Source organism: Streptomyces sp. NEAU-174 (assembly GCF_052665095.1).
This window is the reverse complement of the sequence record NZ_JBQTCE010000002.1, coordinates 897,889-910,158: the sequence shown is the minus strand read 5'-3', so window position 1 is coordinate 910,158 and position 12,270 is coordinate 897,889. Positions and strand designations below refer to the sequence as shown.

The 12,270-nt window shown below is 71.9% G+C and carries 8 protein-coding genes; all 8 read right to left on the bottom strand.

Annotated features, from left to right (window positions below; all coding sequences use genetic code 11):
• Positions 1–65: 65 nt before the first annotated feature.
• The 8 genes from ACT2CW_RS08590 to ACT2CW_RS08555 all read right to left on the bottom strand — a co-directional run bounded on the left by ACT2CW_RS08590 (position 66) and on the right by ACT2CW_RS08555 (position 12,222).
• On the bottom strand, positions 66–257 hold the full coding sequence (locus ACT2CW_RS08590) for a hypothetical protein (protein ID WP_078559756.1): 192 nt from the start codon (positions 255–257) through the stop codon (positions 66–68).
• Positions 258–434: 177 nt separating this feature from the next.
• On the bottom strand, positions 435–1,103 hold the full coding sequence (locus ACT2CW_RS08585; protein ID WP_233361545.1) for a LutC/YkgG family protein: 669 nt from the start codon (positions 1,101–1,103) through the stop codon (positions 435–437).
• A gap of 122 nt (positions 1,104–1,225) precedes the next feature.
• Positions 1,226–2,710 carry a lactate utilization protein B gene (locus tag ACT2CW_RS08580; protein ID WP_432046730.1) on the bottom strand — a complete coding sequence of 495 codons (1,485 nt, stop codon included), beginning with the start codon at positions 2,708–2,710 and terminating at the stop codon, positions 1,226–1,228.
• A 29-nt stretch (positions 2,711–2,739) separates the two neighbouring features.
• Positions 2,740–3,492 carry a (Fe-S)-binding protein gene (locus ACT2CW_RS08575; protein WP_138916449.1) on the bottom strand — a complete coding sequence of 251 codons (753 nt, stop codon included), beginning with the start codon at positions 3,490–3,492 and terminating at the stop codon, positions 2,740–2,742.
• Positions 3,483–5,042, bottom strand: a complete 1,560-nt coding sequence (locus tag ACT2CW_RS08570; RefSeq protein ID WP_445516127.1) for a rhamnulokinase — start codon at positions 5,040–5,042, stop codon at positions 3,483–3,485. Before ACT2CW_RS08570 ends, ACT2CW_RS08575 begins: the two co-directional genes overlap by 10 nt.
• A gap of 100 nt (positions 5,043–5,142) precedes the next feature.
• Complete coding sequence (locus ACT2CW_RS08565; protein ID WP_445516126.1) at positions 5,143–7,182, bottom strand: bifunctional aldolase/short-chain dehydrogenase; 2,040 nt, start codon at positions 7,180–7,182, stop codon at positions 5,143–5,145.
• 603 nt (positions 7,183–7,785) lie between these two features.
• Positions 7,786–8,946, bottom strand: coding sequence for an L-rhamnose isomerase (rhaI, locus tag ACT2CW_RS08560; protein ID WP_414083323.1), 1,161 nt, complete (start codon positions 8,944–8,946; stop codon positions 7,786–7,788).
• A gap of 30 nt (positions 8,947–8,976) precedes the next feature.
• Complete coding sequence (locus tag ACT2CW_RS08555; protein WP_445516125.1) at positions 8,977–12,222, bottom strand: alpha-L-rhamnosidase; 3,246 nt, start codon at positions 12,220–12,222, stop codon at positions 8,977–8,979.
• Between the last annotated feature and the right edge of the window lie 48 nt (positions 12,223–12,270).

The following is a 12,270-nucleotide window of genomic DNA, read 5'->3' as shown; positions in this document are numbered from 1 at the left end:
CTGTGGTCGGCCGATGTCACCTTCGTGGGTGGCGCGGGCCGTTGCGCGCATCGCCCCCGTGCCGCTCAGGCGGCCTTTTCCACCTCGCCGCGCAACGCCCGTGTGTAGACCTTCAGCAACCGGCTGTACTCGGCCCGCTCGGAGGGCCGCAGTGCCCGGCCTGCCCGGGCCCGCAGAAAGACGCGTATCGCCTCGTTGGCCTGGTCGGTGGCGGGGCTGGTCAGTAAGGCAGGTTGGTGAGTAGGAGTCGGACGCATGACCACAAGAGTAGAGGCCCCTACCGACAATGGCATCGGCGTAAACCGCCCAACAGCGGTGTTACCGGCGGTATGTGAGGAAGACCGCATCCCCCGCGCAGGTGTTCCCCTCTATGTCCCCATGGCATATGCCCCACCACGGCAGGAGTATGCCCCCCGGGCTCCCCTGGCATTGCATCAGCTCTGACCAGCGGATTCCGGCCCGGTGAGGATCACTTCGAGGGTACGGGGGCCATGGACGCCTTCGACGCGGTCGAGTTCGATGTCGCTGGTCGCGGACGGTCCCGAGATCCAGGTCAACGGGCGGGCCGGGTCGAGGCGTTCGAGCGCCTCGGGGACGGAGCTCACGACCTGGTCGGTGACGCGGATCACGCAGATGTGGTGATCGGGCACCAGGGTGATGCGGCGACGGCCCTGGTCGGGACCGGCGTCGAGGACCACGGTGCCGGTCTCGGCGATGGCCACCGCACAGCCCGTCACCACGCTGGAGACCGCGTCCAGGTCGTGCGGGGTCAGCTCCGCCGTGTCCGGAACCCGGCGCACCGCGTCGGGGACGGCGGACAGCCATGAGCCGGGGAGGCCCGGGGGTACGGCCACGCTGGTCGCGCCGCGGTCGGCGAGGAGGCGGGCGATCAGGGCCGGGAGGGACGACGGGGCGTCGGGGGACGACGGGGTGTCGGCGCGGTGGACGATCGCGCGGTAGTCGGCCAGGTTCTCCGCGAGGAGGTCCGCGGTCTGCGCGGCGGTGCGGTCGCCGTGGACGCGGTGGTAGGTGCGCTCGACCGGCACCTCGCCGGGCGTCTCGGCGCGCGGCACATCGGCCAGGGCGCGGCGGATGCGGGCCATGACCAGGGCGCGCGAGTCCGGGCCCTGGGCGGCGGGACTTTGGGCGCCTGGGTTCTGGACGGCGGGGCTTTGGGCGGCGGGTTGGCGCGCGCCGGGGTTCCGGGAGCCGGGGTCTCGCGGGGTCATGTGGTGTTCTTCCTTCCCTCCGTGCCGCTCCCGGTGCCGCTCCCGCCCCGGGTGCGTTGCCACCAGTCGCGGAACGACTCCTCCGGCACCTTCGGCAGCTCCCGCGTATCGCTCCACGCCCGCCCCGGACCGGGCAGCCGCCGCGGATGGAAGCGGCGGGTGCGGGAGGCCAGCCGCTGGCCGGTGCGCAGCAGCCGGGGGTGGTCCAGGGCCCAGCGGGCGGCGCGCATCGCGGCGCGCTCGGCGGCGTGGCCCTTGGCGGGCTTGACGACCGTACGGGTGCCACGGACGGAGGCGGGCCCGCCCTCGACCACCCGCTCGCGCAGATGGACCAGGATCTCCGGGATGTCGATGGCGACCGGGCACACCTCGTAGCACGCCCCGCACAGGGACGAGGCGTACGGGAGCGAGGCGTCCAGTTCGCTCTGGGTGCCGCGCAGTTGGGGGGTGAGGATCGCGCCGATCGGGCCCGGGTACGCCGATCCGTACGCATGGCCGCCCGCCCGCTCGTACACCGGGCACACATTGAGACACGCCGAGCAGCGGATGCAGCGCAGCGCCTGCCGGCCCACGGTGTCGGCGAGGGTGTCGGTGCGGCCGTTGTCGAGCAGGACGAGGTGGAAGGCGCGCGGACCGTCGGCGTCCGTGGTGCCGGTCCAGGTGGAGGTGTACGGGTTCATCCGCTCGGCGGTCGAGGAGCGCGGCAGGAGCTGGAGGAAGACCTCCAGGTCCTGGAAGGTGGGGACCACCTTCTCGATGCCGACGACGGAGATCAGCGTCTCGGGGAGGGTCAGGCACATCCGGCCGTTGCCCTCGGACTCCACGACCACGAGCGTGCCGGTCTCCGCGACCATGAAGTTGGCGCCGGAGATCCCCACCTTGGCGTTCAGGAACTTCTCGCGGAGGTGGAGCCGCGCGGCCTCGGCGAGGTCGGCGGGCGCGTCGGTCAGCCCGTCCGGGGCCGGGCGGCCCCACTGCGACATCTTCTCGGTGAAGATGTCCCGGATCTCGCCCCGGTTGCGGTGGATCGCCGGGACCAGGATGTGCGACGGGAGGTCGTCGCCGAGCTGCACGATCAGCTCGGCGAGATCGGTCTCGTACGCGGTGATCCCGGCCGTGGCGAGCGCGCCGTTCAGGCCGATCTCCTGCGTGGCCATCGACTTGACCTTGACGACCTCGCGTTCGCCCGTGGCCCGCACCAGCTCGGTGACGATCCGGTTCGCCTCGTCCGCGTCCGCCGCCCAGTGGACCTGGCCGCCGGCCGCCGTGACCGCGCTCTCCAACTGCTCCAGATACTGGTCGAGATGGCGCAGCGTACGGTCCTTGATGGCCGCGCCCGCGGCGCGCAGCCGCGACCAGTCGTCCAGTTCGGCCACGGCCGTGGCGCGCTTGGCGCGGATGGTGTGGGTGGCGTGGCGGAGGTTGGCACGCAGCTGGGTGTTCCGGGTCGAGGCGTCGGCCGCCTGGGGGAAGGCGGGCATCCCCAGATAGGTGGCCTGGTGGGTTCCGCTCACCAGACGTCTCCTTCCGTGCTGGCCAGGATCTCGGCGAGGTGGACGGGGCGGACCGTGGAGCCCTGGCGGGCGAGTGTGCCGCCGATGTGCAGTTGGCAGGAGTTGTCGAGGGTGCACACGGCCTCGGCGCCGGTCGCGGTGATGTTGCGGGCCTTGTCCGCCCCCATGGCCGCCGAGACCGCCGCGTTCTTGACGGCGAACGTACCGCCGAAGCCACAGCACTCCTCGGCCCCCGGCAGTTCCACCAGGTTCAGCCCCTTCACGGCGGCCAGGAGCGAGCGCGGGCGGTCGCCGAGCTTCAGCATCCGCAGGCCGTGGCAGGTGGGGTGGTAGGTCACGGTGTGCGGGTAGTACGCGCCGACATCCGTGACCTTCAGGACGTCCGTGAGGAATTCGGTGAGTTCGTACGTCTTGGGGACCGCCTCGGCCGCCACGTCCGCGAGCTCCTGTCCACGCCCCTCGGCGGCGGCCTTCGCGCCCATCCGGGGGTAGTTGTCCCGCACCATCGCCGCGCATGACCCCGAGGGCGTCACCACGTATTCGTAGTCGCGGAACGCCGTGGCGTAGCGGCGCATCAGCGGTTCGGTCTCATGCCGGTAGCCGGTGTTGAACTGCGGCTGCCCGCAGCAGCTCTGCGCCTCCGGGAAGCCGACTTCCACGCCGAGCCGCTCGAGGAGCGTGACCACGGCTTGGCCGGTACGCGGATAGAGGGTGTCGTTGACGCAGGTGATGAAGAGCGCTACGCGCACGGTTCCTCCTCGTCGCCCTGGCCGGTGGCGGCCCTAGCCTGGCCGTTGGCGGCCTCTGTGACCTGTGCGTCCCCGAGCCGGGCGGCTGCCCGGGCCCACGCCGAATGATCACCTGTGGGCTCATACTGCCTCAGTGGCTGGGTGCTGTGAAGCAGGGCGCGCAACTCGGGCAGGCCACCGGTGATCACTCCGGCCGTCCGCGCCTGGACCAGTACGTTTCCGAGGGCCGCCGCCTCGGCCGGGCCCGCGATCACGGGGAGGCCGCAGGCGTCGGCGGTGAGCTGGCACAACAGCGTGTTGTGCACACCGCCGCCGACGATGTGCACGGCGCTGACCGTACGGCCGGACAGCCGGGTGGCGTCCTCGATCGCGCGGCGGTGCGCCAGGGCGAGGGAGTCCAGGACGCAGCGGGTGGTCTCGGCGGGGGTGCGGGGGACGGGCTGGCCGGTGCGGCGGCAGGCGTCGGCGATGCGGTCGGGCATGTGGTGGGGGGCGATGAAGGCGGGGTCGCCGGCGTCCACGACTGAGCGGAGGGGGGTGGCTCGGGCCGCGGCTTGGAGCAGGGCGGTGAGGTCTGTGGTGCCTGGGGGCGTGCCTTCGGTGTTCCAGGTGCGGACGCACTCCTGGAGCATCCACAGGCCCATGATGTTGCGCAGATAGCGGACCGTGCCGTCCACGCCCAGCTCATTGGTGAAGTTGGCCGCGCGGCTCTCCTCCGTGAGCACCGGCGCGTCCAGTTCGAGTCCCGCGAGGGACCAGGTGCCGGTGGCGATGTACGCGAAGTCGGGCGTGGTGGCCGGTACGCCGACGACGGCGGACGCGGTGTCGTGCGAGCCGACGGCGGTGACGGGGAGGGGGTGGGCGAGGCCCGTCTCGGTGAGAACGTCCTGGCGCAGGGTTCCGGCGGGGTCGCCCGGGTGGCGCAGGGGAGGGAAGAGCGACAGGTCGATGCCCAGCGCCTTGGCCACCGGAGTGGCCCAGTCGCGGGTGCGGGGGTCGATCAGCTGGGTGGTGGAGGCGTTGGTCAGCTCGGTGCCGGGCTCGCCGGTCAGCCAGTACGAGATGAGGTCGGGGATGAGGAGGAGGCGGTGGGCGGCGGTGAGGGCGGGGGTGCCTTGCGCCGCGATGAGCTGGTAGATGGTGTTGAAGGGGAGGTGCTGGATGCCGGTGGCGGCGTAGAGGGCTGGGGGCGGGAGCGCGGCCGCGACCTTTTCGGCGGCGCCGGTGGTGCGGGTGTCGCGGTAGTGGACGGGGTTGGCGAGCAGGGTGCCGTCGGCGGCGAGCAGGCCGTAGTCCACGGCCCAGGTGTCGATGCCGATGCTGGTGAGGGTGTCGCCTGTGTGCACGGCAGCTGCCTTGAGGCCGTTCAGGACGCCCTGGTAGAGCGACAGGATGTCCCAGTGCAGCGTGCCCAGGACGCGGGTCGGCTGGTTGGGGAAGCGGTGCGCCTCGTGGAGGGTCAGCCGTTCGGGGGCGACCTCCCCGACGATGACGCGGCCGCTGGAGGCGCCGAGGTCTACGGCGGCGAAGCGGTGTTCTGTCGTGGGCACGTGGACCTCGTGGTGGGTGGTGGGGTGCGGTGATGGTTGCTGTGGTTCGTACGGGGCGGGGGCCGGGGCCTCCGGGGGACCCCGGCCCCCTATGCACGTCTCAGCGCAGGAACGCCGCCGCGACACCGGCGTCGACCGGGATGTGCAGACCCGTGGTGTGGGTCAGGTCGCCGCCGACGAGGGCGAAGACCGCGTTCGCCACGTGGGACGGGAGTACCTCGCGCTTGAGCAGGGTGCGTTGGGCGTAGAACTCGCCCAGCTTCTCCTCGGGGACGCCGTACACGGCCGCGCGCTGTGCGCCCCAGCCGCCCGCGAAGATGCCGGAGCCTTGGACGACGCCGTCGGGGTTCACGCCGTTGACGCGGATGCCGTGCTCGCCCAATTCGGCCGCCAGGAGGCGGACTTGGTGGGCCTGGTCGGCTTTGGTCGCGGAGTAGGCGATGTTGTTCGGGCCCGCGAACACGGCGTTCTTGGACGTGATGTACACAATGTCGCCGCCCATGTTCTGGGCTGTGAATACGTGGGCCGCTTCACGGGAGGCCAGGAAACTGCCTCGCGCCATGATGGTGTGCTGAAGGTCCCAGTCGGCGGTGGTCGTTTCGAGGAGCGGCTTGGAGATGCTGATCCCGGCGTTGTTGACGAGGATGTCCACGCCGCCGAAGTCCAGCACCGCCTGATCGAACGCCGCCTTGATCTGCTCTTCCGAGGTGACGTCGGCGGCGACGGCCGTGGCCTTGTCCGGGCCGCCCAGCTCCTGGGCCACGGCCTGCGCCGACTCCGCGTTGATGTCCGCGACGACGACGCATGCGCCCTCGGCCACGAGGCGGTGGGCGATCGCCTTGCCGATGCCGGACCCGGCGCCGGTCACCAGGGCGATGCGGGTGGCGAGGGGCTTCGGCTTGGGCATGCGCTGGAGCTTGGCCTCTTCGAGTGCCCAGTACTCGATGCGGAACTTCTCCGACTCCTCGATGGGGGAGTAGGTGGAGACGGCTTCGGCGCCGCGCATGACATTGATCGCGTTGACGTAGAACTCGCCTGCCACGCGGGCCGTTTGCTTGTCCTTGCCGTAGCTGAACATCCCGACGCCGGGGATCAGCACGATGGCGGGATCCGCGCCGCGCATGGGCGGGGAGTCGGGGGTGGCGTGGCGTTCGTAGTAGGACGCGTAGTCGGTGCGGTACGCGGTGTGGAGTTCCTTGAGACGGGTGATCGCGTCGTCGAGGGGCGCGTCCGGGGGGAGATCCAGTACGAGGGGCCGGACCTTCGTACGGAGGAAGTGGTCCGGGCAGGAGGTGCCGAGGGCCGCCAGGCGGGGGTGTTCGGCGCGGGAGAGGAAGTCCAGGACGGTGTCGTCGTCCGTGAAGTGGCCCACCTGGGGGCGGTCCGTGGAGGCCAGGCCCCGGAGCACGGGGGCCAGGGCGGCGGCACGGGCGCGGCGTTCGGCCTCGGGGAGGGTGGGGTGGACGACGGGGCCGAACGGGTCCGCCTTGCCGCGTGTGGTGAGGAACTCCTCGGCGGTGCGGATGATGCGGAGCGAGTTCGCCTCGCACGCGTCGGAGGTGTCGCCCCAGGCGGTGATGCCGTGGCCGCCGAGGATGCAGCCGATGGCCTGCGGATTGGCCTTCTTGATGGCGGCGATGTCCAGGCCCAGCTGGAAGCCGGGGCGGCGCCAGGGCACCCAGACGACCTGGTTGCCGAAACACTCCTTGGTGAGCGCCTCGCCGTCGGCCGCGCAGGCGAGGGCGATACCGGAGTCGGGGTGGAGGTGGTCGACATGGGCTGCGTCCACCAGGCCGTGCATGGCGGTGTCGATGGACGGCGCGGCCCCGCCCTTGCCGTGCAGGCAGTAGTCGAACGCCGCGACCATCTCATCCTCGCGGCCCACCCCGGGGTAGACACCGGTGAGCGCACGAAGGCGGTCCAGCCGGAGCGCGGCGAGCCCGGAGTGAGTGAGGGTCCCCAGATCGCCACCGGAGCCCTTGACCCACATCAGCTCGACGTCCTGGCCCGTGACGGGATCGGTCGCGGTGCCCTTGGCGGAGGTGTTTCCCCCCGCGTAGTTGGTATTGCGGGGGTCGGCACCGAGGCGATGCGAGCGCTCCAGGAGCGCGCCCGCCTCGGGATGCGGTTCTGCGGTCATGTCTTCCTCTGGGTGTGGACCGGTCTCAGCGAATGCGGTGACGAGAAGCGGGCCCGGCGTGGGCGCGCCCGATGGGATCAGGGGCTTGCCCTGAAGCCGGGAGGCTGACGGCAGGGCCCGGGGCCGAGCCTCGGGCCCCAGGGCGGGCCTTGGGGGCTGTGGCGGAGCCTCGGGGTGTCGGGACAGGATCGGAGGTCGGTGGGCGGAGCCCCAGCGGGTCCGGGGCGGAGCGCCGGGGGCAGGGCCCCCGGGGTGCCCGGGGCATGGGGTCGGGGCGGAGTTCCGGGGCGTCCGGGGCAGGGCCTCGGCGGGTCGGTGGGTGTAGCCCGAGTGGGTTGGGGGTGGCTCTCCGGGGTGGCCGGAGCAGGGTCGGAGGGGCGAAGCCCCAGTAGGTCCGGGGCGGGGCTCCGGAGGTCCGGCGCAGGACCCCGGGATCCGGGGTGGAATCCCGGGGTTCGATGGGCGGAGCCCCAGCGGGGCCAGGGCGCAGGCCCCGAGGAGTCCGGGGCGGAGCCCCGTGGGGCCCGGGCCGTGCGGAGGGGGTCCGGGGGCTTGCCCTCGGATTCGGGAAGGGGCGGGGTGGGGGCAGCCCCGCCGCAGGCGCTACGCCCCCCACCCCGCCTGCTGCCCACCCACCCGCTCCGCCACGATCCGCTCCGCCCACCCCGAGGCCCGATACGCCGCCATCGGGTCCGGGGCGATGCCCAACTCCTCCCGGACCTCGGCCAGCAGCGGCCGTACGTCCGTGTTGTACGCGTCCATCAACACCGCGTTCGCGCCGAGCACATCGCCCTCGCGCTGGGCCACGGCAAGGGCGTCGCGGTCGACCAGGAGGGCCTTGGCCGTGGCCTCCTGGACGTTCATCACGGAGCGGATGATCGCCGGGATCTTGGGCTCGATGTTGTGGCACTGGTCGAGCATGAAGGCCACGCCCGAGGTCAGCCCGCCGCCCCGGACCACCTCGTACATGATCCGGAAGAGCTGGAAGGGATCGGCGGCGCCCACCATCAGGTCGTCGTCCGCGTAGAAGCGGGAGTTGAAGTCGAAGGCGCCGAGCTTCCCCTCGCGCAAAAGCAGCGCGACGATGAACTCGATGTTGGTGCCGGGCGCGTGGTGGCCGGTGTCCACGCAGACCTGGGCCTTGGGGCCCAGCTTGAGGCAGTGGGCGTAGGCGGTGCCCCAGTCCGGCACGTCCGTGGTGTAGAAGGCGGGCTCGAAGAACTTGTACTCCAGCAGCATCCGCTGCTCCTCGCCGAGACGCTCGTAGACCGCGCCCAGCGCCTCGGCGAGGCGGTCCTGGCGGGCCGCGATGTCGTCCTGGCCGGGGTAGTTGGTGCCGTCGGAGAACCACAGCTTGAGGTCGCGGGAGCCCGTGGCGTCCATGATGTCGACGCACTCCAGGAGGTGGCCCAGCGCCTTGCGGCGGACCGCCGGGTCGGGGTGGGTGACCGAGCCCAGCTTGTAGTCGTCGTCCTGGAAGACGTTGGAGTTGATGGCGCCCAGCTTCAGGCCGCGTTCCTCCGCGTACTTGGCGAGCGCCCCGTAGTCCTCGACCGTGTCCCAGGGGATGTGCAGGGCGACCGTGGGGGCGACCCCGGTGAAGGCGTGCACCTGGGCGGCGTCGTCCAGCTTCTCCTGGGGGGTGCGCGGGACGCCGGGCTGGGCGAAGACCTTGAAACGGGTTCCGGAGTTGCCGTACGCCCATGACGGCGTCTCGACCGCCTGGCTCTTGAGGGCCGCCTTCACGGCTGGAACGTCAGACATGAATCTCCTTCATGAAACGATTCAAGAAACCTAGCCGCGCGGTCGGCCACGCGTCAAGAAGCGGTGGGTCCCCGACCCCACGGCGAACACCGCGCAGCCGTCCGCCATGCGCAGCAGACGGGCGCCGGAAGCGGTCACGTCCGCCGCGCGGCGCGCCGGAACCCAGATCTGGGCCGTGGTGTTGACGGGGATGGACACCGTGAGGGTGAAGTCCCCGCCGTCGTCCCCGCCCCCGCCGTTGCCCCCGCCCTGCGTCCCCTGCGACCAGCGGGTGGTGACCGGGCCGTAGAGGGAGTCGTAGCGGCCCTCGGCGGAGCGCACCTCGCCACCGGGCCGGGGCCGGATGACGATCTCGCGGAAGCCGGGGGCGGCCGGGGCGATCCCGGTGATGTTCTGGTACATCCACTCGCCGACCGAGCCGTAGGCGTAGTGGTTGAACGAGTTCATTCCGACGTCCTGGAAGCTCCCGTCCGGCTTGATCGAGTCCCAGCGCTCCCACATCGTGGTCGCGCCCCGGTCGATCTGGTAGCCCCAGGAGGGGAACGTGCGCTGGTGGAGCAGGCGGTACGCGACGTCGGTGTGACCGGTCTCGGTGAGGGTCGGAAGCAGCCGCGGGGTGCCGAGGAAACCGGTGGACAGATGCCAGTCGCGGTCCTTGATGAGCGCGACGAGGCGATCGGCCGCGGGTGTGCGGAGGTTCGCCGGGAGCAGGTCCATGGAGAGCGCCAGTACGTACGCGGTCTGGGTGTCGCCCTTGATCCTGCCGTCGGCGGAGACGTACGCGCGGTTGAAGGCCGCCTTGATACGGGTCAGGAGGTCTTCGTACGGGGCCGGGTCCTCGCCCAGGACGTGTGCGGTGCGGGCGACGAGGTCGGTGGCGTGGGCGAAGTAGGCGGTGGCGATGACGTCCTTGGGGGTGTCCGCCTCGACGCTGAGCCAGTCGCCGTAGCCCTCGGCGGGCCGCAGCAGATCGGTGCTGTGCCGCTCCAGGTAGCTGATCCAGCGCCGCATGGCCGGCCAGTTCTCGCGCAGCACCTCGGTGTCGCCGTACGCCTGGTAGAGGTTCCAGGGCACGGTCACCCCCGCGTCGCCCCAGCCCGCCACGCCGTTGCCGACGTCGCCGAGGTGCGGCGCCACATCGGGGTAGGAGCCCTCGTCGGTCTGGCCGTCGCGCAGGTCCTGGAGCCACTTGGTGAGGAAGCGGGCGGACTCCATGGTGTACGCGGCGGTGCTGGAGAACACGTTGATGTCGCCGGTCCAGCCGAGCCGTTCGTCCCGTGCCGGGGTGTCGGTGGGGATGGACAGGAAGTTGCCGCGCAGCCCCCAGGTGATATTGGAGTGCAGCTGGTTGAGCATCGCCGAGTCGGTGTGGAACGACAGGGTGAACGGGGCGGCGGTGTGCATCACCCGGCCGGTGATCGCGTCGAGGGAGGGCGTTCCGGGGTAGCCCGTGACCTCGACGTAGCGGAAGCCGTGGAAGGTGAAGCGCGGCTCGTAGGTCTCCCGGCCGCCGCCCTTGAGGGTGTAGGTGTCGACGGGGCGGGCGGTGCGCAGATTGGCCGTGTAGGCGGTCCCGTCCGGGTTGAGTACTTCGGCGTGGCGGATCCGGACCTTGTGGCCGGCCGGGCCGGAGACCGTGAGGCGGACGCTGCCGACCATGTTCTGGCCCAGGTCGAAGAGGTGGACACCGGGCGCGGGTTCGGTGACCTTGACCGGCTTGATCTCGCGTTCCACCCGGGTCGGGGCGTCGGTCTGGGCCACCACCTCGGCGGTGATGTCGGTGGCCGTGACGGCGGGCTGCCAGCCGGTGTCGTCGAAGCCCGGTGAGGTCCAGCCCGGGGTCTCCTTACGGGCGTCGTACTCCTCGCCCATCAGCAGGTCGGCGGTGAGCAGCGGGCCGGTGGCCGCGCGCCACTGCTGGTCGGTGGTGATGCGCTCGGTGCTGCCGTCGGTGTACGTGACCTCCAGCTGGGCGAGCAGGGCGGGGTGGTCGCCGTACTGGGTCTGGCCGAACCAGGCGATGTTCCCGGCGTACCAGCCGGGGGCGAGGGTCACCCCGAGGGCGTTGGCCCCGCGGCGGAGGGCGTCGGTGACGTCGTAGGTCTGGTATGCCACGCGTTTGCGGTAGTCGGTCCAGCCGGGGGCGAGTTGGTCGCGGCCCACGCGGACGCCGTTGAGGTGGGCTTCGTAGAGGCCCAGGGCCGTGGAGTAGAGCCGGGCGCGCGCCACGGGCTTGGTGAGCCGGAAGGTGCGGCGCAGCTGGGCGGGGGACTGGAGCGGGAGCACCTTGCCCCAGGGCCCGCCGCCCCAGGCCGCCAGCTTCTTGGCGGAGGCCCAGCCGCTGTCGTCGTAGTCCGGGTCAGCCCAGGCGGCGGGGGGTTCGGCGGCGGTCGTGCGCCAGGTGGCGTCCGTGTGGTGATGGGTGGTGCCGTCCTCGGTGGTGAGCTCCAGGGTGGCCAGCAGCCCCGCCGGGCCCTTCTCGGCGTTGGTGGCCGCGACGGCGAGGGTGGCGGCGCCCCGGTCGAGGAATTCGGTGACGTCGACGGTGACCGGATGGCTCCATGCCTTGAGGACGCCCACCGCCTCACGGGCGGCGACCTCGGTGCCGTTCACCCGGGCGGTGAAGCCGTCGTCGGCCGCCACCACCAGCCGGGCGCGGCGGACGGTGCCCGGGGCGTGGAGGGTGGTACGGAACCACCGGGTGGCCGCCGGGGCCTCGGTGGCCGGATCCCCCTCGGGGAACCAGATCCAGGAGGCACCCTCCAGGGACGGCGGCGCGGTCAGCGCGGCGGGCGCGGCGACCCAACGGGCCTGCCACTGCCCGGAGTTCAGCAGCCCGGTCTCCCACCAGGCGGGGGCGGACCACGGGGAGGGGCGGCCGTGGCCGTCCCAGACCCGCACCGACCAGTGGTAGCGGGTGCGCGGGCGCAGGGCCGGGCCGTCGTAGGGGACCAGGACCGACTGGCGCGATGTCGTCCTGCCGCTGTCCCAGACGTCCGGCTCGCCGAGCCGGTCGGGGGAGGTGGCGACCCGGATGTGGTACGCGCTCTGGAGCTGGTCGCGGGCGTCCGATTCGAGGATCCAGCTCAGCCGGGGGCGGGCGGTGTCGAGGCCGAGCGGGTGGGGCGCGTACTCCACCGTGGTGCTCCGGACCCGCAGCCCCGCGCCGGGGCGTTCCTCGGCGGCGGCGGTGGCGGACGGGGTGAGGGCGGGCAGACCCGTGAGGGCCGTACCGGTGGCGGCGGTGGTGGCGAGCAGGTGGCGTCTGCTGATCATGGGCTTCCTCCAGGGACGACTGGATGGGAACGATCGATGAAAACGATT

Coding starts and splice junctions, on each gene's coding strand:
- ACT2CW_RS08580 (WP_432046730.1), bottom strand. CDS start 2,710: ATGCCCGCCTTCCCCCAGGCGGCCGACGCCTCGACCCGGAACACCCAG.
- ACT2CW_RS08585 (WP_233361545.1), bottom strand. CDS start 1,103: ATGGCCCGCATCCGCCGCGCCCTGGCCGATGTGCCGCGCGCCGAGACG.
- ACT2CW_RS08565 (WP_445516126.1), bottom strand. CDS start 7,182: ATGACCGCAGAACCGCATCCCGAGGCGGGCGCGCTCCTGGAGCGCTCG.
- rhaI (WP_414083323.1), bottom strand. CDS start 8,946: ATGTCTGACGTTCCAGCCGTGAAGGCGGCCCTCAAGAGCCAGGCGGTC.
- ACT2CW_RS08590 (WP_078559756.1), bottom strand. CDS start 257: ATGCGTCCGACTCCTACTCACCAACCTGCCTTACTGACCAGCCCCGCC.
- ACT2CW_RS08555 (WP_445516125.1), bottom strand. CDS start 12,222: ATGATCAGCAGACGCCACCTGCTCGCCACCACCGCCGCCACCGGTACG.